Below are 22,159 nucleotides of genomic sequence, written 5' to 3'. Positions count from 1 at the left end.
TAAATGTGTTTCAACTCATACTTCAATCAGTAAACATAAATTTTAAATTACGTATATATAGAACACCTGTTCTAAGTGCAGGGCATTGTCATACTACTAGACAATCTATATCAAACCCTCAATCATGGTATCAAACGTAAGAGCCTAGTTTTGGATGAAAATAAATTTAACTTTTGTCATTCCACCATACAGATATAGTGTCTAACAGTGCTATAAATGACCCCAGGTTATTCTAAACCTATTTGATTGAGGGTCTAACCTCTTTTTTGAGTGAATTCTCAAATTCTCAGTATGGCAAACTTAATACTTGCTGATTGAGGGCATACCATCCTATGATATCAATATTCTCAACAATTAAACTTTTGTCTATTCCTCTAGAATTTCTACTAAGTCTTCAATCGTCACATCAAAGGTGTGAACTAATTTGTGAATGGTAGTCAAGTCAACCGTTGTCATTCCTGGACGACGGGCATAACTTCTAACTGTGCTGTAAATTCCCCCAGAAGGGTCAGAAACTTCTTTTAGTGTCCATCCTTTATGTTGTACTAATTTTCAAATCTTTAATCTAACTAATCCCATATTTGAGAACTGATGCATCTGCACCGCTCAATTTCATATGAGAAATTAAAAAGGGTAGACGTGTACTCCTGCAAAGAAGCAAGCTACGCCTTAGTTTCGTAGAGAAACGGCTTATCGTCAGACATCGGCTCTTGCTCTAGCAAACTCTAATGCGATCGCCACAATTTATTAAAATCTGGAAATCTGAAATCAAATGGTTATTCACCATATTAGCAATGTCAAAAACAAAAACCTCTGTTCTGAGATACTCAAAAATTGCCCACTAATCGCCGAGTTCGCACACACTTACAATATTTGTGACAACTGAGTCATGGAAAGTAGTTGGCTCGTGAAAATAGTGCTTTCACTAAAAGTATCCTCACAAATCAGACTTGTATACCACCAGAAAAACTGTACTTTAAAGAGATCGTAAATTGTCAAATATAATCTCGTAAACACGCTTTACACAACTACAGAGTGTAAATAAGAATAATAACTTAAGCGAAGTAAAATTTTCCTGAATACAGGCAACTAATGCTGTGATAGGGAAAAGCAGTGAGTAGAGGAGAGAGAAAGCGATGAGGGACCCTTATCTGTTGGCAGCAGGCTTGTTAACAGGATTAGCAATACCAGCATCGGCTCTTCCACATCTGTCAATTGTCCTCCCAGAAAGTTCTAGATTCCTGTGGGATTTAAAACAGGGTTCGCAGACAATAGTCAGTACGAAAATTATCAAGAGCGTTGATCTCTCCTTACCAGAACTCAGCGGCCAAGCGTTCCAACCCCTAAAAAGTTCGCAGCCAACAGTAGGTGAGAAAAACGTCCCTAGCGTACCAGAATTCAGCAGTCAAGGATTACCAGCCCCAACAGAGTCATCACTCAACCCCAGTGCCCAAGCAGCTGGTCTCTCACTGACATCTGGCAATCAACTTTACTACCAAAGATTGGCGGCTCTGAAAACAGGTCAGATTTATACACGCGTAGATAGTGATAATTTGCAATCTTTGTGGGAGTCGATCAAGAAACGTCAACTAACTTATGACGACTGGAAAAGTTTATTAGCTTTAGAAGCTAGAGCGATCGCTCAAGGTCAAGGTGCAAATCATCTGAGTATCTTAGTTGGTGATTCTTTAAGCATGTGGTTTCCTAGAGAAAAACTGCCTGCTGGGAAATTGTGGCTGAATCAAGGCATATCTGGAGATACTTCCAATGGCGTTTTAAAAAGATTGGGGGCATTTTCGGCAACGCGGCCGGATGTGATTTACATCATGGCTGGGATTAACGACTTACGAAAAGGCGCTAGTGATGAAACAATTTTGCGTAATTATCGCCGAATTGTCCGTCGTTTACGACAGACTCACCCACAAGCTCAAATCATTGTCCAATCAATTTTGCCTACTCGCTTACCAAAACTTTCCAATAGCCGCATTCGTCACATCAACATACAACTAACCCTGATTGCCAAACAAGAAGGCGCTAATTATCTAAATATTTATAGCTGGTTTACGGATATAGAAGGCAATTTGCGCCCAGAGTTAACCACAGATGGGTTGCACCTGTCTCAAGAAGGTTATGATGTGTGGCGATTGGCACTACAGCAGATAGAATACAAGCTCACTCAGCACCAGAATTGAGCGATCGTGCCGACACTTGGGGCGACCGCGATGTCTACGACGGGCTGCGCCTACGCAATTTTTAGATTTATGGAAGTTACTGATAGCGATTTCATCAATATACGTTCTGTAATTGAGCACCAATTGGCAGCCTTTAAAAAGGATGATGCCCAAGGCGCTTTTACCTTCGCTAGTCCGGCAATTCAAGCGCAATTCGGAACCCCAGAAAATTTTATGCAGATGGTGAAGACAACCTACCCAGCAGTATACCGTCCTCGTTCTGTCTTTTTTGAGAAGATAACAACCATCCAGGGAAACATAACTCAACCAGTGCTGCTACTTGCTCCTGATGGAGTTCCCTTGAGGGCTTTATATTTTATGGAAAAACAGCCAGATAATATCTGGAAGATTAACGGTTGCTTTCTAGTTTCTATAGAAGGTAAATAAATATAAACTCTATCTCTATATAACTAAAATCCTATAGTTTAACGCCCAAGACATTCCAATTCAAAACCTGATTCAACTTACCACTGCGATAACCTTCTAAATCTAAGGTTACGTAGATAAATCCAAAATCTTGAAATGCGGAAACTAATGTTTGTAAATCGTTAGTCAACACAAACTCTTTAATTTGTTCTGGTGGTAATTCAATGCGTGCTATATCAGCTTCTGAACGCACGCGCAAATTCTGCCAACCTAGCTTTCTTAAGAAAATTTCTGCTCTGCCGACTCGTTGTAACTTAGCGACAGTAATCTCTTCACCGTAAGGAAAGCGGGAACTGAGGCAAGGTTGAGCAGGTTTATCCCACCAAGGTAAACCGAGTTGTTGGGAAAGTTGGCGAACTTCAACTTTGGTGAGACTAATTTCTGCTAAAGGCGATCGCGCACCTCTTTCCTTAGCCGCCTGAATTCCTGGGCGATAATCATGCAAATCATCAGCATTCACCCCATCCACTACATAGGGATAACCTAACTGTAAAGCTAAAGGTTTGAGAGTATCGTGCAACTCACTTTTACAGAAATAACAGCGGTTAACAGGATTAGAGGTGTAATTAGGATTTTCCATCTCGTGAGTCTGGACGATTTTATGAGGAATCCCAATAGTTGCGGCTTGAATTTTGGCATCTTCCAACTCTTCTGGCAACAGCGAAGGAGAAACAGCAGTGACAGCCAAAGCGCGATCGCCCAACACATCATAAGCAATTTTGGCAACCAAAGTGCTATCAACGCCCCCAGAGTAGGCAATCAACGCCTGCTCCATTTCTAGAAATAAGGCTCTTAATTGCTCAAATTTTTCTGTTAGCATCATTTCCCAATCCTGCCAAAACCCTATAGCACCCAACAATTTCTATTGTAGTCATTTCTCTGTGCTCGACGGCAGTTGCTCCTGGGGGAAACCCCTTTCGCGTAGCGTCTCGTAGAGAAGACCGCACTGCCTCCCCTACTCCCCTGTTTCCCCTATTGATGGTTTGCTGTACTTGGCCACCAGACTGGCTAAAAGTGGTAAATCAATCGGTTTAGAAATATAGTCATCTACTCCAGCTGCTAGACAAGTTTCGCGATCGCCTTTCATCGCCATTGCTGTTTGAACTATTACCGGAATCGTCCGATATTGCTCATTTTCTCGCAGTTGTTGCACCAAGTTAAGACCATTTCCATCTGCTAGATAAACATCCATTAAAATCACCGCCGGGTCTAACTGTGTTAGAGCTTCCCACATCTCGGCAGCATTTTTAACCCAAGTCACCTGATATCCCAATTTACGTAAATAAATTTGCATCATATCAGCGTTGGATAAGTCGTTTTCTACCAGCAAAATGTCTACAGAGGAACTAGGGGTTAAAGGCAGAGGAGATGAGGAAAATTTTGCTTCCCCTGCTTCCCCTGCTCCCCCCACTCCGGCCTCTTGCTTAAGGGGAAGTACAAGGGTAAAACGGGAGCCGCGATCTACTTCAGATTCCACTTTCACAGAACCACCGTGAATTTCGGCGAGTTTCCGAGTCACTGTTAAACCTAAACCAGTACCTTCAACACCACCAGCTACGGCCTTGGCAATTTGGAAATAGGGTTCAAATAGTTGAGCTTGGTCTTCTTGGGAAATGCCAGTACCAGTATCCCAAACTGTAAAATGCACAAATACACCTTTGGGAGCAACTTGTAAGCCAACACTTCCTTTACTAGTAAACTTTAGGGCATTGAAGAGTAAATTCAACAGCATTTGCTTGAGTCGTAAGGAGTCGGCTACTAAGGTTGTAATATCGGGTTCAAGTTCTAGGCACAGTTGCAAACCCTTATTAGCGGCTTTCTCTTTCACCAGTGCCAAAACATTGCTACACAGCAGTGGCACATCTACTGTTTCCCACTGCACTTCCAGCTGATTTGCTTCAATTTTAGAGAGATCCAAAATATCATTAATCAGAGCTAGCAAGTGCTTGCCGCTAGACTGAATAATATTTAAATACTCTTGCTGGCGTTCTTTAGTTGGTTCAAACCCTGGGGCTAAAAGCAGGTGGGTAAACCCAGTAATGGAACTAAGCGGTGTGCGAATTTCATGGCTGGTGTTTGCCAGAAACTGATTTTTGAGTTGATTAGTGCGCTCCAATTCTTGATTAGAGTTGCTTAACTGTTGATACTGTTGCTGCCAAGATAAGATGTGTCTAAGTTGTAGCAAGGCTGTAGTACATTGCTTAGCAGACCTTGTCATCAATTGTGATCTGAGTTGAGCTTGTGATTCTATGAGCGACTCACGATCCAAGCTTAGGGGTGCTGCGGCAATAATTAGCCAGCCCATAAGGCTGCCAGAATCATCAGCTAACCGCCAAGCGCTCGGTGGTTGTTGATTCTCAAGCTGCTGCAAATCTTCGAGTTCTATAACCTCTTGCAATCTCAACAGCAGCTTTTTTTCTGCTGTTAGCACTTCTAGAAATAGAGGTTGTGGGTTTAGGGATGGAGAACAAACATAGCAAACTGTGGCAACAGTTTCTTGTGGTTGAAATAGAGCAATGCCTACGGCACAATCTGTAAGCGCCAGATTACTGCTATAAACAGCACTGTTAATCTCATTGACCACAGTTTGGAAAATTTCCGCTTGTGCGGCTTCTGCCTGTGGGATTGTATTACAAGCAGAAAGCAGGCAATCATTAAGGCGACTTTGCAACTGGTTCAAGCTGCTCTCCAGCCACAGCTGTGCGCGAAGTTGCTCAATTGTTGTCAAAAATTTTGGCGTTGTATCTATGTGTGAATTCTGGTTTGGTAAGCTTGAATACTGCTGCATGGTCAACTAGACCGCTGAACGAGTTTAGCTTCGCATAAAAATCCGAACAGGATTCTATGTATATTAGCGGACAATTCTTTTTTATTTATAAACCATAACTTATGTTGTTATTAACCATAACTTATGATGTCGTATTTCGCAGCTAGACCAAAAAAATTATTCTATGAACTACTGACCTAAAATTTTTTAAAAGCAACTTAAGACTTATGGATACACAATTCGCCCAACTAATCGTTAATGGGATTGCAGTAGGGAGCATTATTGCTCTAGCCGCAGTCGGACTCACTCTTACCTATGGAATTTTACGGCTATCTAACTTTGCTCATGGTGACTTTTTAACTTTAGGAGCCTATCTGACTTGGCTGATAAACACTATTGGAGTCAATATTTGGCTGTCGATGATCCTGGCGGCGGCGGGAACAGTAGCAGCAATGCTGTTATCGGAAAAATTACTCTGGTCAAAGATGCGCTCTATCCGTGCTACTTCCACTACGCTGATTATAATTTCTATCGGACTTGCCTTATTTCTTCGCAATGGCATTATTTTTATCTGGGGTGGCAAGAACCAAAATTATAATTTACCTGTTACCCCAGCTTTAGATATTTTGGGTTTAAAGGTGCCGCAAAATCAATTATTGGTATTGGGATTGGCGGTGCTAGCAATTTTGGCGCTGCATTACCTGCTGCAAAATACCAAAATTGGTAAGGCGATGCGAGCAGTTGCCGACGATCTGGACTTAGCCAGGGTTTCAGGTATCAATGTTGACCGAGTAATTTTCTGGACTTGGCTAATTGCTGGCACTCTTACGTCCTTGGGCGGTAGTATGTATGGGTTAATTACAGCCGTGCGCCCGAATATGGGATGGTTTTTAATTTTACCATTATTTGCCTCAGTAATTCTGGGTGGAATTGGCAACCCTTACGGTGCGATCGCGGCAGCTTTTATTATTGGCATCGTCCAAGAAGTCAGCACTCCTTGGTTGGGTTCACAGTATAAACAAGGTGTAGCACTATTGATTATGATTTTGGTGCTGCTCATTCGTCCCAAAGGTTTATTCAAAGGAACGATTTGAGCAGCACCACTCCACTTCTAATTATTCAATAATGTGGAAATACCAGGCTGCTACCAGGAAATTGATAGCTAACAAGAACAGTGCCCAGCCTGTGCGATAGGCGTAGGGAGGTTTAGCTCCACTGTCGGCAACTGGGGAATTCTTAGCTTTAGCAGTCATAATGCGGTTCTCCTAATGTCAGGACTTTTTAAGAAATACCAAACTGGTGTACCAAATATCCAAATTCTTTAAGAATATTTGTGTGAAGTTGAAAATTGGGCATTGGGCATTGGGGAGCCAGTGCGTTGCGGAGGTTTCCTCCGTTGTTCGCGCAGCGTCTCCGACAGGAGAAGCAACTGGCATCATTGGGCATTGGTTATTTTTTCTTCCCCTGCTCCCCCTGCTCCCCCTGCTCCCCACTCTCTACTCCCTCCTCTCCAGCATGGTAGGAACTGCGAACCAGAGGTCCAGAACGAACATGGTTAAATCCCATATCCCATGCTAATCTGCCGAGTTGATCGAATTCCTCTGGAGTCCAATATTTTTGGACTGGCAGATGTTCTAGAGAAGGACGCATATACTGCCCGATAGTCAAGCGATCGCACCCTACAGCCCTAAGATCAGCCATTGCTTCAACGACTTCATCGACAGTTTCTCCGTGTCCCAGCATCAAACCTGATTTGGTGGAAATTGTCGAATCGATTTCTTTGACCATAGCCAGTACCGAGAGCGAGCGATCGTACTTGGCTCCCCGGCGCACTGGCCCAGTTAACCGTTGCACTGTCTCAATATTGTGATTGAAACAAGCTGGTTTGGCTTTTACAATCATAGCTATCCGCTGGCGTTGACCTGACTCTCCAACACCAGCACCACCCCAAAAATCTGGGGTCAGCACTTCAATTTGAGTCTCTGGGTTTAACTGGCGGATAGTCGCGATCGTCTTCACAAAGTGCCCTGCACCCTGATCGGGCAAGTCATCACGGGCTACAGAAGTCAGCACCACATAACGTAATCCCAAAAGCTGCACCGCCTGTGCTACCTTTTGGGGTTCCTCTAAATCAAGAGGCATTGGTGCATGACCTTTATCTACTTGACAGAAAGCACAAGAGCGTGTGCAAGTAGGCCCCATTAGTAAGAAAGTTGCAGTTTTTTGGGCGTAGCACTCTCCCCGGTTGGGACAGCGTCCTTCTTCGCAAATCGTGTGAATTTGGCGCTGCTTAATAATGCGTTGTACGGTAGAGATTTCACTGGCTTTGCCAATCGGGCGACGTAACCAGCTAGGCATTGCCGTAATTTCAGACTTTAGTTCGGCTTGTTGTGATGAAATCATAGACATCCAAGCAAGATGCGGATATAGAGTAGTGGTCTGTCAATTAACAAATGATAAATAAGAATAGAGGCAGGGAGCGGGAGACGCGGGAACGCTCTTAATCAAGTCACCGTGTTCTTTGTGTCACTATGTCTCCGTGTCCTCATGTCCCTTATGCCTTAGATCAAAGCTAAAGCCTTAAATATCACCATGACACAAATTGAAAAGAGCGCAAGCAAAAGTTTTGTAAAACACCTCTAGCAATGTCATTTATACCGAAATATACTATCCCCCAATTGCTAGAAATTTTGTATATAGTGGGAGAATTCTCAAGGACAATCGGCAAAGCCGCTATTTACACTTAAAGTTTCTGTTAGAGCAAACAGTCGTGGCAAGCAACAAGATTTTAGTTATCGATGACACTACAGTTGTCAGGGTAAAAGTACGAGAAATGTTGCCTCCAGGCAATTTTGAGGTACTGGAAGCAAAAGACGGTGTGGAAGGACTAAATTTCATCCTTCAGGAAAAACTCAGCCTGATTATGCTGGATTTCCTGTTGCCTAAAATGAGTGGTTGGGAGGTTTTCCAGCAAGTTCAAGCTCACCCAGAGTTAAGAAAAATTCCTTTGGTGATCATGTCTGGTCGCAAGGAAGAAGTGACCGAGAAAATCACAGAACCCTTTGAATATTTTGAATTTCTGGGCAAGCCTTTTGATCAGAAGCAACTAATTAGCGCAATTAAATTAGCTATGACCAAGGCAAAACAGCCACGCCCAGAACTAGTTCCAGTAACAGCCGGGGTTGCTGTCAAAAATGGCACAATTGCAACTTCTGGTGTCGCCAATGGTACGGTAGTAGCCCCTAGCGTCGCCAATGCTGCGATGCCTACGGCGGCAAGCAACGCAACTCCTATTGCTGCAAATACTCCGATTGCAACTCCTAGTGCCAGAGGAGCCTCTGACACAGAAATTAATGCATTGAATGAGAAAATTATCAAAATGCAAGCAGAAATTGATGGTTTGAAGAAACAGCTAACTCAGGTTGTGACTTTTATTAAACAAAAAATTAAGTAGTCTTTGTGCCTGTTATTATTATCGCAGCCGAAAATACACCGTCTAGAATAATGGGTGTCCGATTAAAAGCGGGTAAAAATAGTTAGTTCAAAAACACTTATGTTGACAAATCAGGGTTGACAACAAAATTCAAAAACAGGAAAAAATAACTAGCGATTATCTCCACCTCTATAATTTTTGAATTTTGAATTTTTAATTAGCCGTACTTCTACGGAAAAGCAAGTTACGCATAGCGTCTTTGCAGCAGAAGGAGTTGAACTCAGTTGTTAGTCTAGCAAAGCAGCCCTAGACACATTAAACCTGCCGCAGTTTGCTCTTAAGTTAAAGAGAACGGCAGGCTTTTTTCTTATTTAGTCTGACACATACAAAATCTGTATTAAAACGTGATAAATAGTCCACATATCGAAAAGAGCAAGAGCAAATATTTACCAGATAAATTTGGTAGCAATATCCTTGGAAACTTTATGCCTTTATACTAAAATTAGCATTTCCATAATTACATAGTTTCATATCAGATATTTAGTAAAAAATTAGATTTTAAAATCAAAATTCAACAAAAAAATTTCCTATTTCATGATACTGATAGTCTTCGCACGGGAATACTAAGCCATAGAAACAAGAATTATCAGCCTAGTCCGCAATGTTAGTAGTATTAGATACATTATATGCATTTCCTGGCTATCGCATCATTGAGCAAATCTACTTAGGCAGTAAAACCCTAGTTTTTCGGGGCATTAGAGAACAAGACCAAAAATCAGTCATTCTCAAATTGATGCGGAATGAGTATCCTACGTTCGCGGAAATTGCCCAGTTCCGGAATCAATATATCATCACCAAAAACCTTGATCTTCCTGGCATAGTCAAAACCTATAGCTTAGAAAACTACCGTAACAGCTACGTCTTAGTAATGGAAGATTTTGGTGGCATTTCCCTCCAAGACTGGCGACTGGAGGACAAGCAGAAGGAAGAAAACTGGCTTTCCCTCAATGAGTTTTTCCCCATTGCTATTAAAATTGCTTCTACCCTTGAAGGACTGCATCGCGATGTCTACGGCGGGCTACGCCTACGCATCATTCACAAAGACATCAAGCCTGCCAACATCCTAATAAACCCTACCACAAATGAAATAAAACTCATCGATTTTAGTATTGCCACCCTTATGCCAAGAGAAATTCAATTTCTCACGAATCCCAACATTTTAGAAGGCACTCTAGCTTACATTTCTCCAGAACAAACCGGAAGAATGAACCGAGGTATTGACTACCGCACTGATTTTTATTCCCTCGGTGTCACCTTCTTTCAACTCCTCACCGGACAGTTACCCTTCATCACTAAAGATCCGATGGAGTTAGTTTACTTTCACATTGCCAAACAACCGCTAAAAGCCAGCCGGATTAACTCCGATATTCCGCCAATTTTGTCTGACATTATTAGCAAACTGATGGCAAAAAATGCCGAAGACCGCTATCAGAGTGCTTTGGGGTTAAAGCATGACTTGGAGGTGTGCCAAAGCCAGTGGCAAGAAACAGGAAATATTCCACCCTTTGAACTAGGCGTCAGGGATATCTCAGACCGTTTCGTAATCTCCGAAAAACTCTATGGCCGCCAAAGTGAAGTTGAGACTCTACTCACTGCTTTTGAGCGTGTGACAGAGGGGGCAACAGAAATGATATTAGTCGCGGGTTTCTCTGGCATTGGCAAAACTGCTGTGGTCAATGAAGTCCACAAACCTATTGTACGGCAGAGTAGTTACTTCATCAAAGGAAAATTTGACCAGTTTCAACGTGACATTCCCTTGTCAGGATTGGTGCAAGCTTTTCGGGACTTAATCGGGCAACTGCTCTCGGAAACTGATGCCAAAATTCAACAATGGAAAGCCAAACTTTTGCAAGAATTGGGTACACAAACTCAGGTGATTATTGATGTAATTCCTGAACTCGAACAGATTATTGGTAAGCAACCTCCAGTTACAGAACTCTCTGGGAGTGCTGCCCAAAATCGTTTCAATTTATTGTTTAAAAAATTCATCAAAATCTTCACCACAAAAGAACATCCCCTGGTTATTTTTCTGGATGATTTGCAATGGGCAGATACGGCATCTTTGAAATTAATTCAATTATTAATCTGTGAAAGCACGTTGTCTTCTCTTTCAGAAAAGACAGAACAGATGCGCGAAACTAAGGGTGGTTTATTGTTAATTGGTTCGTATCGAGATAATGAAGTTTCAAAGGCACATCCGCTTTATTTGACACTACAGGAGATTAAAAAAGCAAAAGCTATCATTAATACGATTACCCTTACACCCTTAAATCAGGACGATTTAAATCATCTAATTGCTGATACCCTTCATTGTCCTGAATTAATTGCTGTTCCTCTCACGCAGATGGTATTTGCCAAAACTAAAGGCAATCCCTTCTTTTCTGTCCAATTTATTAAGTCTTTACACGATGACGGACTAATTGTATTAAATTTTGATGTTGGTTATTGGCAGTATAATATTTCAAAAGTCAAAGAATTAGCTCTCACAGATGATGTAGTAGAATTTATCGCCCTGCAAATAGAAAAGTTGCCAATAAATACCCAAAAAGTATTGAAGCTGGCTGCGTGTATTGGGAATCAATTTGACTTAAAAACTCTGGCGATCGTAAATGAAAAATCTGTAGTAGACACAGCATCAGATTTGTGGCAAGCATTACTTGATGGGCTAGTTTTACCACAGACTGAAAATTACAATATTTTTTCCAAAGATAATAGTAATCAAGAATTCATTGTTCATGGAATAGAATCTACACAATTCCCAATCTCTAATTTACAGCTACCTAAATATAAATTTGTCCATGACCGAGTGCAGCAAGCCGCTTATTCTTTGATTCCTGAAGAACAAAAAAAGCCAATTCACTTAAAAATTGGACTACTGCTGTTGAGCAATATCCCAGTTGCAGAACGAGGAGAAAAGATTTTTGAGCTTGTCAATCAGTTTAATATCGCAGTAGAATTCATCTCCCATCAGGCTAAACGTGATGAACTCGCCCAGATGAATCTAATTGCTGGACGTAAAGCTTTAGCATCAACAGCTTATCCCGCTGCCGTTAAGTATTTAACTATCGGCATCCAACTGCTAGCAGGTAATAGCTGGGAGACGAAACATCATCTTAGCCTGGCTTTATATGAGACTGCGACAGAGGCAGCATATCTAGCTGGCAACTTTGAACAGATGGAACAATTAGCAAAGGTGGTGTTGGCACGTGAAACACTACTGGAAAAAGTAAAAGTTTATGAAGTCAAAATTCAGGCTTATGGGGCGCAGAATCAAGCACTAGAAGCCGTCAATACTGCACTAGCCTTTTTGAAGGTTTTGGGAGTGGAGTTTCCTTCGCATCCAAGCCAGTCAGATGTTCAGCTAGCAATGGCAGAGTTAACATCAAATCTTAACCGCAGGCGTATTGAGGATTTAATTGACCTGCCTGAGATGACAGAGTCCCAAGCTTTAGCATCTATGCGTATTCTATCGAGTGCACTTGGTCATGCCTATCAAGCTTTTCCTGTAATTTATCCCTTGTTTGCTTTTAAACAGATTAATTTATCGCTTAAATATGGTAACACTTCCTTATCAGCCTATGCCTATGTAGCTTACGGGGTAATACTCTGCGGGGTAGTAGGAGATATTGAGTTTGGTTATCAATTTGGTAAACTGGCTGCAAGTTTGTTAACTCGCTTTAATGCTAAAGAAGTCAAAGCTAAGGTCATAGAGGTATTTAATGCTGCTATCCGGCATTGGAAGGAGCATGCCAAGGAAAACTTAAAACCTTTGCTGGAAGCATACTCTGCTGGACTAGAAACGGGAGATTTAGAATATGCGGCCTATGCTCTTAATGTTTATTCTTACTGTTCATATTTTATCGGTAGAGAACTGACCGGACTGGAACGGGAGATGGCAATTTACAACAGTGCGATCGGTCAAATCAAGCAAGAAACAGTATTTAACTGGAGCTCGATTTATCGGCAGAGTGTCTTGAACTTGATAGGTACTGCGGAAAATCCGCATCTTTTAATTGGTGAAGCCTACGATGAAGAGAAAATGTTGCCGACTCACCTTGAAGCAAACGATGGCATGGGACTGTTATATTTGTATCTAACTAAACTGCATCTGTGTTGCCTATTTCAGAAATACTCTCAAGCGGTTGAAAATGCTAGCTTGGCAGAAAATTATTTGCATGGCGGGATAGGACAGTTAGTTTTTCCTATTTTCCATTTTTATGATTCACTAGCTAGACTGGCAGTTTATTCTGATGTCGAGGAATCTGAACAAAAACAAATCCTAAACAAGGTTGTTGTCAATCAGGAAAAGATGCAGCACTGGGCAAATCATGCCCCGATGAATTATTTGCATAAGTTTTATTTGGTTGAGGCAGAGCGGCATCGAGTTCTTGATCAATATATTGAGGCAATGGGTAATTACGATCGCGCGATCGCCTTTGCTAAAGAATATGAGTATATCAACGAAGAAGCTCTTGCTAACGAACTTGCTGCTAAATTTTATCTAGAATGGGGCAAACAGAAGATTGCCCAAACCTACCTAACTGATGCCTACTATGGCTACATTCACTGGGGAGCGATCGCCAAAGTTGACGATTTGGCAAAACGCTATCCCCAATTACTCGCTCCTATATTCCAGCAACAAAAATTGAGTATCCATTCCAGCGAGGAAAGCACTTCTTTCAATAACACATCTATATCATCTTTATCGACCCTGAGTAATCAACAAACTGTTGTTGGCTCGAAGACAAGTATTTCTGATTATCTGGATTTAGCCGCATTTATTAAAGCATCTCAAGCATTCTCTGGGAAAATCGAGCTTGAGGAATTACTTTCTACTTTGATGGAAGTTGTGATGGAGAATGCAGGAGCCTCTAAATGCGCTTTAATTTTGAGCGAAGGTGATAACTTAGCATTAACTGTCATGGCGGTTTGTTCAAGTTCAAATTTTGAGCAGACCTACACTGAGTTTCCATCAACTTCCCTAGAGTCAAGCTATGATGTTCCTATTAGTTTGATTAACTACGTTAAACGCTCCAGAGAAATCTTGGTTATTGATGATGCAATGGCTGCTTCCTTTGTAGCAGATGATAGCTATATTATTAATGAAGCACCCAAGAGCATGTTGTCTACACCTATTATCAATCAAGGCAAATTGATTGGGATTCTTTACCTAGAAAATAATCTGACTACAGGGGCATTTACACGTGATCGCGTAGAAGTCCTCAAACTCCTCACCACTCAAGCAGCAATATCCCTAGAGAATGCTATCCTCTACAAAAATTTGGCACAAGCTAAAGAAAGCTTGGAGGAATACAACCATACTCTAGAGGAAAAAGTCCAGGAAAGAACGCAGGAACTCAACGACAAAAATTACTGTTTACAACAAGCTCTACAGGAATTGCAACGTACCCAGATCCAATTGATTCAAAGTGAAAAAATGTCTTCTTTGGGACAAATGGTGGCGGGAATTGCCCATGAGATCAATAACCCCATTAACTTTATTCATGGCAATATTAATCATGCTAGTGAGTATGTCCAAGACTTGCTGGATTTGGTAGTTGTTTATCAGCAGGAATATCCCCGTCCTTCGCCTTTAGTTGAAGAGAAAGCTGAAGAGATTGACATAGATTTCCTAGCAGAAGACTTGCCAAAGATTCTAGATTCAATGAAAGTGGGGAGTTCGCGTATTCGGAATATTGTTTTAGGCTTACGCAACTTTTCTCGCCTAGATGAATCTGAAATGAAGCCTGTAGATGTTCATGAGGGAATAGACAACACCTTAATGATTTTACAACACCGACTCAAAGACAAGAGCAATTTTCCGGAAATTGAAGTCATCAAAGAATACGGAAAATTCCAGGAAGTTATTTGTTACCCTGGACAACTTAATCAGGTGTTTATGAATATTTTGAGTAATGCGATCGATGCTTTAGAAGAAACATTTGTCATTGGTCATTCATCACTGGTAAATGACAAAGAACAAATAACAAAGGAGATAGACGCGTCATCGGCTTCTCATAAAGTAAGACAAATTCACATCTCTACTGAACTAACAGATTTTAAGACGGCGATAATTCGGATTGCCGATAACGGTTCTGGTATGACAAAAGCGGTGCAGCAGAAAATCTTTGACCCATTTTTTACCACCAAGTCGGTAGGAAGTGGCACGGGGTTGGGGTTGTCGATTAGCTATCAGATTATTGTGGACAAACACAAGGGTAGTTTAACCTGCGATTCCACATTAGGAAAGGGGACTGTGTTCGTGATTGAGATCCCGATGCAACAGTCAGATATCTAGACTAGTAACACTTCTTTTAAAATACAAAGTTGGGTTAAGCAAAGTTAAACCTAACATTTGGAAGTTTGTCGAGTTTTGCTCCGCTCTACCCAACATACAATTCTAAAAACCCAGTTTGTCACAAAAACTGGGTGGTTTCTAAGACTCATCAAAACAACTTTGACAAGCTACTAGACCGGTGTAGTTGTCATATTTACTAAAGACTCTTGAGGCGCACGTCGTCCTGTAATTACCATCTTGACTCCACTGGCTGGCGCAAGGGTAAAACCTCGACGCTGAGGCCGTTCTATCCGTTGATCAACTAGCGCCAGCTGATAGTGTGACAAGACCGTTGCTAATACTAGCTTCATTTGAAATATAGCCAAAGCCTCGCCAATACAACGACGGACACCACCACCAAAGGGCAGAAATTCATAGGGAGAAAATTGCCGTTCTAAAAAGCGCTCTGGTTGAAACTCCTTCGGTTGGGGATATAAATCTTCACGCTGATGAGTGAGATAAATACTCGGAAGCGTTACAGTCCCAGGCTCTAAAGGATGTCCCAGCAGTTCTACAGGTTCTTGCACTACTCTAGGGAAAGAGAACATTACAATGGGGTAAATTCGCAAGCTTTCATTACAAACAGCTGTGAGATAAGGTAGTCGGTAAATGCTCATGGGATCTGGGGAATCACCGAGAGTGTCCAGTTCTTGGAGCAGTTTTTCACGGACTAGGGGCTTTTGGTGAATCCAATACAATCCCCAAGCCATTGCCGTTGCTGTAGTTTCATATCCGGCAACCATTAGAGTCATCAACTGATCGCGCAACTCTTGATTCGTCATCGGTTGACCAGCCTCATCCGTTGCCGACATCAGCATGGATAAGATATCGATGCGGTCTGAATCATTTTGCTCCCTGCGTTCGCTAATTTCAGCATAGATCAATTTATCAATTTGCTGGCGATCGCACAGGAATTTTCCCCAAGGACTCCAAGCTCCTAAATCCTTTTGCAAGAATGAGAAAAACAATAAACTAGAACTAAAAGGTGACCGAAAAAGATCCAACATCTGCGGCAATAGATGCTTAAGTTTTTGAAGTTTTTCTCCCTCATTCAAGCCCAAGACAACCTGTAAAAGGACTTGTAGGGTTATCTCCTGTGTTAAGTTCCGAGCCAAGAAGTGCTGATTTAGTGGTAACTGATTAAAAACTTTTGTACACAGATCACAGATCAGTTGACCATAGGCTCGCATTCGCTCTCCATGAAAAGCAGGCATCACAAGTTGTCGCTGTTGTTTGTGACGAGTACCCTCTAGTAAGGCAACTGAATATTCCCCTACTAAGGGTTCCCCAATTTTGTTCATTTTGCCGACCGCTACAAACTTTTTTCTATCATTGCTTAAAATTTCTTGGATTGCCTGGGGATGGTTCACGAATACTACAGTATCCCCAAAACCAACTATCCTACCTGTGAAAATGTCAGGATATTGCTGAGCTGCATTTTCCATATAGCTTACAGGGTCAATAACCCACTGGAGCTTTTGGAGAAAACAGGGGGTTTTTAGAGGATTAGGTAGTTGCATTTAATGGAAAGGGTAAGGAGATATCATGAGATAAGGGTTATACTGCTTCTTTATGCTATGGCATTAAAATCAAGGTTTTATAGTGAAGCTTCAAAACCTAAAAACCCAATCAATATAATCACATAGCTAACAAAAACCTTGTATTTATTAGAACTGATGAAAAAGCAATAGAGCTAATATAACTTTACTTTTTTGCTTTTAAGCCATACTCTTTAATCAATATTTAGCTAGCTCCAGCATTTCTATAGTTTTATAGCGATCCGTGAAAGAATACCAATCGAGGTTGCCACGTATCCAAGCATTAATTCCTAATATATATTTTGCGAATTCAGCATCTATTTTTTCTCCAAAAGATGGAATATCTGCTTCTAAACTTATCAATTTTCGTATTTCCTGATCATGCATTTCTGTAGCACGCTTAATTGCTTCTTCTAAAGAAAGTTTGTGCTGATAATGTAGTACAAATACTAAATTATGAACATGACCCGTTGCCAATTCCCTAGATAATGAAAAAATATCATTAGACCAGCCAAGAAGATTATTTGCAATCTCATTAAGTTGTTTAAAAATATCCTCTTTTCGTAAAAAATCAGGAATTATCAACTGATCACAAAGTTCAATTAATGGCAAGGCAACATCTGCGCCTGCGCTTAATCTACGCATTGCAATATAAGTGTCAGTATCGGGTACAATCCCATATACACGGTTATTTGCTTCCTCAAAACAACCGTGTAAGTAGTTCTCAAAGCCGCAGAGAAAATAATTTAACCATTTCACGCTTACTTTTTCAAGCATCCGCTCTCGTAAGTTACTTAAAGCACAACTAAGAGGTATATCGTGGCTCGTAAATTCTGCCCCGTTCAATATTTCTAGAAATCTCTTGTGAATAGCTTTTAGAACTTCAGGTTTTTTTCCTAAATCTGATAGATCGCATTGATCATCCCAAATAAATAGCCAACTCAGCCAGTCATGTGCAATCTTCAGTTGTTCAATATTACTGTAAGGATAAACAGATGCAGCTAAGAAAAAGAATTTGGACTTGCAAAAACGCTTATAAGTTGATTCATTAGCCAGGAGATTGAAGCGAAGTACCCATTCAAGAGCGTGAGCTTCTAGAACATCAACATACTTATTAATATGAGATGGAAATGGGCAGTATAAACTAGGATAAAGTAATTGCTGCATATAAAATGTATTAGTTTAAAGCAAAAAACATGAATTAATTTTTCAAATATATAAATTAACTATAAACCCAGATTTTCTCCAGCGTATTTAAATAATTTTTAACTGCCTATTGCTAGCAGGTAAATATATAGGAATGTTTTATGTAAACTTAATTATTTATTATTTTTTGAAAAAATAATAACCGTAAATATCCTAGACTATAAATTTTTTATAAAAATACTTATGGTTGTATCAATGCCTAATAAATACTGTTGACGAACTGAAAAACTTAACTTATGGTATCAACAACATTGTTTTGGGATAGCGTTATTTTTACAAAAAGACAAGGGTAATAATAACTAATTTTAGAGTGATCGCCTTCATGAAAGAGGATATTCGACTTTAGTGAAAGTGAAGCTTAGTGGTTATTTGCATCCTGTAGCCATTGCTCCCGTGGTCGCATAGGGCAATTTAGCGTGAGAATGTTGCTGTTATCAGAGTTTTTGGGAACTATAGGATTGTCAGACAGGAAATTTGTCAGTCAGTCAGGCAATAAAACAGAGGTGACTTAGCTGCGATCGCAAGGCGAATAGTGAACAAGTAACAAGGAGTCAAATTAATTTAAATACATGAATTACAAGCCAGATATAAAAATGCTTAATGTCCCAGAAGATAGTTTAATTTTAGTGGTGGATGATACTACTACAAATTTAAAAATTGTCTTTGAAATATTAACTAATGTCGGCTTTGAAGTTATTACAGAAAATGATGGAGAAAGGGCACTTAAGCAAGTTGAATATAGACTGCCTGATTTAATATTGTTAGATGTAATGATGCCGGGAATAGATGGATTTGAAACCTGTAAAAAGTTGAAAGAGAATTTAGCAACTTGTGATATTCCAGTTATTTTTATGACAGCTTATTCTGATACTAATAGTAAAGTAAAGGGTCTAAATATAGGGGCAGTTGATTACATCACAAAACCCTTTCATCAAGAAGAATTATTAGCTAGAATTAAAACCCATCTTCAATTACGAAATCTCACAAAAACTTTAGAAAAAAGAGTTGCAGAAAGGACAGCAGCGTTGTCTAGGGCATTAAAAGACTTACAAGAGTCTCAACTTCAGCTTGTACAGACAGAAAAAATGTCTGCCCTTGGTCAATTAGTCGCAGGAGTTGCTCATGAAATTAATAATCCAGTTGGTTTCATTCATGGCAATCTCGGACACGCTTCAGTGTATTTCCAAGACATGATTAACCTCATTGATCTCTATCAGCAGCACTATCCTAATCCGGTTCCAGAAATTCAAGAGGAAATTTCAGCGATAGATTTGAAGCATATGCTTTCTGATCTACCTAACTTAATTTCCTCAATGAAAGAGGGTGTTCAGCGCATTCGCAACATTAGTACCAGTCTGAGAACCTTTTCTCGATCAGATAGCGATCGCAAAATTTATTGCAACATTCATGATGGGATCGACAGCACAATCATGATCCTTAAACACCGCTTAAAAGCATCCGAGGATCGACCCGATATTCAAGTAATTAGAGATTACGATAATTTACCAGAATTAGAATGCTTTATCGGACAACTAAATCAGGTATTTATGAATTTGTTAGCTAATGCTATTGATGCTTTAGAGGAGTCTAATGTGGGACGCACCTATATTGAAATTGAAGCAAATCCTAATCAAGTTTTGATTCAAACTACTCTTACTGAAGATAAAAATCACATCTTGATTCGGATTAAAGATAATGGCGTGGGAATGTCGGCTGATGTTCAGCAAAAAATCTTTGACCATTTATTCACCACCAAGGCTGTGGGCCAAGGCACAGGATTAGGATTATCAATCGCCCGTCAAATTGTAGTCGAAAAACATGGAGGAACTCTGGAAGTAAATTCAGCGCTAGGACAAGGTTCAGAGTTTATCATTAAGCTTCCCATTTAATAATCATAGCAAGTTGGTTCATAAACATAATAGGTAAATATATGTTCAAGGCAGTAGTAGGTCACAGTAACGATCCAGATTCTCTATCAGCAGTTGAAGAAGTTCTTCAGCAATGTACCAATTCTCTTGCGGGAGATATCCCAAAAGCTGGGATTCTTTTTGCTGCAATTGATTTTGAACATTCTTTCATTTTGCAGCAAATTCATCAGGCTTTTCCAGGAATTGAGTTGATTGGTGGAACAACAGACGGAGAAATTTCTTCAGTCTTAGAATTTTATCATCATTATCTAGGTTTGCTTCCTCCTTCAATGGAATATCCACTAGCAGTTTTTGATCATAATGGAGAAAATTTTTATATAAGAGCACCTATTGCTTACAATCAGGAATCTGGTAGTATAACTTTTTTTGGGGATATTCCCGATCAAGCAGTTATTCAAATTTCAGAAGCAGCTTATGAAGATATTCTGGCAGCTTCCAAAGCATCATTCATGAATGCCTTAGATAATTATCCAGGTGCAGAACCAAGTGCTGTTTTATTTTTTTCATGTGTAGCTCGTCGGCAAATACTCGGTACGAGAGCACAAGAAGAGTATCAAAATACAAAACTTGGTTTGGCTAACTATTTTCCTGCTTGTGGGTTTTATTCTTATGGAGAAATTGCTCCTGTAGATCGAATTAGCCAGACGCAATTTCATAATGAAACTTTTGTTACTTTAATTTTAGGATCTCGGTAAAAGCTGATGGAAAATGTGGATGATAAACAAGAAATAAAGGAAATAAAAAAAGCGAATAGAATTCTCCAAAAAAAATTGGATCGCTCGGAATCAGATCGGATCAAACTCGAAGATATAAATAAAAAGAAAGAATGCTTACTCAGGAAAGTAATTGATGAATTAAAGCAATATCAAAATAAGTTAGAAGAAAGAAGCCATGAACTAGAAGTTATGCTTCTTAATTTTCAGATAATGCAGAATAAAATGTCTACTTTGGGAAGTCTTGTTGCAGATGTAGCTCACGAGATTAACAACCCAGTTGGGTTTATAGCAGGTAATCTGACTCCGGCTCAAGAGTATATTCAGAATTTGTTACATCTCATCGACCTCTATCAGCAAACTTATCCCAAAGCATCTCAGGAAATTCAAGAAACAATCCAAATGATTGACTTGGAGTATGTGCGTGAGGATCTACCTAAACTCATTTTCTCGATGAAAGAAGGGACAGATCGCATTTCCAACATTAGCAACAGCTTGCGAACTTTCTCTAGAGCAGATACAGAACAAAAAGTTCTGTTTAATCTTCATGAAGGTATTAACAGCACTCTCGTGATTCTCAAGCACCGTTTAAAAGCTAATAAGATTCGTCCTGCTATTGAAATAGTTCAAAATTACGGCGAAGTTCCTTTAGTAGAATGCCTCCCAGGACAACTGAATCAGGTATTTATGAATCTATTGGCAAATGCCATTGATGCTTTAGAAGAGTCTAACTCTGGACTGAGTTTTAATGAAATTAAGGCAAATCCCAATCAAATTACAATTCATACTGCTTTAACTGAAGATAATCATCATGTCTCGATTCGGATTCAAGATAATGGTGTGGGAATATCGGCTGATGTTCAGCAAAAAATGTTTGACCATTTATTCACAACCAAATCTGTGGGAAAAGGAACAGGATTAGGATTATCAATCGCCTATCAAATAATTGTCCAAAAACATAGAGGAAGTCTAGAAGTAAACTCTGTGTTAAAAGAAGGTTCTGAGTTTATTATTACCATTCCAATTTATTAAAGTAGCAAATATACCAATTATTAAAATTAATATTAGGAAAAATAAATATTCAATGTGGTAGCAGGTGAAAATAATTCGTAATTGATAATGACGCTCTCTATGAAACACCCAAAGGATGTGGACTCGCTAACGCCAAGGACGAACAGAACTTTGTAAGAGAATGATACTACGCGCTTTTATGTCTTTATTGATGAATCAAGGGGTCTGTATCCTTTAATTACGAATTACGGTTTCAAAGCAATAAAGTTTATTTATGGAAAACAGGAAACTTTTATTCTGATTGCGAGCAAGCGGATTTATGCATGGGGTGATAATGAGGACGTAAGCTAGAAGAGACTTTGCAAAATCGGTAACTGTCGCAACGACAAGGTTTAGAATTTGTGATCACCATTTCCATGCATTAGATACAACAAGCATCAAATTTTTTGAAGAAAGAGGTTAAGCAGTTACTTTAGAGGCATTTTAGGGAACTCTAGAACTGTAGCTGC

At 40.0% G+C, this 22,159-nt stretch carries 14 protein-coding genes and 1 pseudogene; 8 read left to right on the top strand and 7 right to left on the bottom strand.

All coding sequences use genetic code 11. The annotated features are described in order from the left end of the window. Nucleotides 1–366 precede the first annotated feature (366 nt). Nucleotides 367–537: pseudogene (locus V7L29_RS23730) on the bottom strand (helix-turn-helix domain-containing protein); the annotation flags it as partial. Between the two features lie 599 nt (nt 538–1,136). Here V7L29_RS23730 and V7L29_RS23725 point away from each other — a divergent pair. Both V7L29_RS23725 and V7L29_RS23720 read left to right on the top strand, forming a co-directional pair. Continuing rightward, the gene (locus tag V7L29_RS23725) at nt 1,137–2,192 is read left to right on the top strand and encodes an SGNH/GDSL hydrolase family protein (protein WP_334688439.1); all 1,056 of its coding nucleotides are present in this window, start codon (nt 1,137–1,139) and stop codon (nt 2,190–2,192) included. A gap of 69 nt (nt 2,193–2,261) precedes the next feature. After that, nucleotides 2,262–2,618, top strand: a complete 357-nt coding sequence (locus V7L29_RS23720) for a DUF4864 domain-containing protein (protein ID WP_334736990.1) — start codon at nt 2,262–2,264, stop codon at nt 2,616–2,618. Nucleotides 2,619–2,649: 31 nt separating this feature from the next. Here V7L29_RS23720 and larE read toward each other — a convergent pair whose 3' ends face one another. Beyond that, entirely contained in the window at nt 2,650–3,480 is an 831-nt protein-coding gene (gene larE, locus V7L29_RS23715; protein ID WP_334736982.1) for an ATP-dependent sacrificial sulfur transferase LarE, read from the bottom strand. Nucleotides 3,481–3,612: 132 nt separating this feature from the next. Further along, nucleotides 3,613–5,445, bottom strand: coding sequence for a hybrid histidine kinase/response regulator HrmK (gene hrmK / locus V7L29_RS23710; RefSeq protein ID WP_334736981.1), 1,833 nt, complete (start codon nt 5,443–5,445; stop codon nt 3,613–3,615). Nucleotides 5,446–5,651: 206 nt separating this feature from the next. Here hrmK and V7L29_RS23705 point away from each other — a divergent pair, with 206 nt between their 5' ends. Further along, nucleotides 5,652–6,518, top strand: a complete 867-nt coding sequence (locus V7L29_RS23705; protein ID WP_334688442.1) for a branched-chain amino acid ABC transporter permease — start codon at nt 5,652–5,654, stop codon at nt 6,516–6,518. Between the two features lie 21 nt (nt 6,519–6,539). On the opposite strand, the gene V7L29_RS23700 is transcribed toward V7L29_RS23705, so the two are convergent. Both V7L29_RS23700 and lipA read right to left on the bottom strand, forming a co-directional pair. Further along, nucleotides 6,540–6,677, bottom strand: a complete 138-nt coding sequence (locus V7L29_RS23700; protein ID WP_334688443.1) for a photosystem I protein PsaX — start codon at nt 6,675–6,677, stop codon at nt 6,540–6,542. A gap of 196 nt (nt 6,678–6,873) precedes the next feature. Further along, nucleotides 6,874–7,827, bottom strand: coding sequence for a lipoyl synthase (gene lipA, locus V7L29_RS23695; protein ID WP_334688444.1), 954 nt, complete (start codon nt 7,825–7,827; stop codon nt 6,874–6,876). A gap of 367 nt (nt 7,828–8,194) precedes the next feature. Here lipA and V7L29_RS23690 point away from each other — a divergent pair, with 367 nt between their 5' ends. Then, nucleotides 8,195–8,878, top strand: coding sequence for a response regulator (locus V7L29_RS23690; protein WP_334688445.1), 684 nt, complete (start codon nt 8,195–8,197; stop codon nt 8,876–8,878). 640 nt (nt 8,879–9,518) lie between these two features. Further along, nucleotides 9,519–15,215: an AAA family ATPase gene (locus tag V7L29_RS23685; protein WP_334736980.1), complete on the top strand. Its 5,697-nt coding sequence runs from the start codon at nt 9,519–9,521 to the stop codon at nt 15,213–15,215. A 170-nt stretch (nt 15,216–15,385) separates the two neighbouring features. On the opposite strand, the gene V7L29_RS23680 is transcribed toward V7L29_RS23685, so the two are convergent. Both V7L29_RS23680 and V7L29_RS23675 read right to left on the bottom strand, forming a co-directional pair. Continuing rightward, nucleotides 15,386–16,774, bottom strand: a complete 1,389-nt coding sequence (locus V7L29_RS23680) for a cytochrome P450 (protein ID WP_334736979.1) — start codon at nt 16,772–16,774, stop codon at nt 15,386–15,388. 216 nt (nt 16,775–16,990) lie between these two features. Continuing rightward, nucleotides 16,991–17,959: a terpene synthase family protein gene (locus V7L29_RS23675; protein ID WP_334736978.1), complete on the bottom strand. Its 969-nt coding sequence runs from the start codon at nt 17,957–17,959 to the stop codon at nt 16,991–16,993. A gap of 632 nt (nt 17,960–18,591) precedes the next feature. Here V7L29_RS23675 and V7L29_RS23670 point away from each other — a divergent pair. Genes V7L29_RS23670 through V7L29_RS23660 form a run of 3 tightly spaced genes read left to right on the top strand, consistent with a single transcriptional unit; the run spans nt 18,592 to nt 21,671 of the window. Further along, nucleotides 18,592–19,887, top strand: a complete 1,296-nt coding sequence (locus V7L29_RS23670) for a hybrid sensor histidine kinase/response regulator (RefSeq protein WP_442944246.1) — start codon at nt 18,592–18,594, stop codon at nt 19,885–19,887. 41 nt (nt 19,888–19,928) lie between these two features. Next, nucleotides 19,929–20,621, top strand: coding sequence for an FIST C-terminal domain-containing protein (locus V7L29_RS23665; protein ID WP_334736977.1), 693 nt, complete (start codon nt 19,929–19,931; stop codon nt 20,619–20,621). Between the two features lie 6 nt (nt 20,622–20,627). Beyond that, complete coding sequence (locus V7L29_RS23660) at nt 20,628–21,671, top strand: sensor histidine kinase (protein ID WP_334736976.1); 1,044 nt, start codon at nt 20,628–20,630, stop codon at nt 21,669–21,671. Nucleotides 21,672–22,159: the final 488 nt, after the last annotated feature.

The organism is Nostoc sp. (assembly GCF_036916575.1).
Classification (GTDB): Bacteria; Cyanobacteriota; Cyanobacteriia; order Cyanobacteriales; family Nostocaceae; genus Nostoc.
This window is presented reverse-complemented; position numbering and strand designations above follow the sequence as displayed.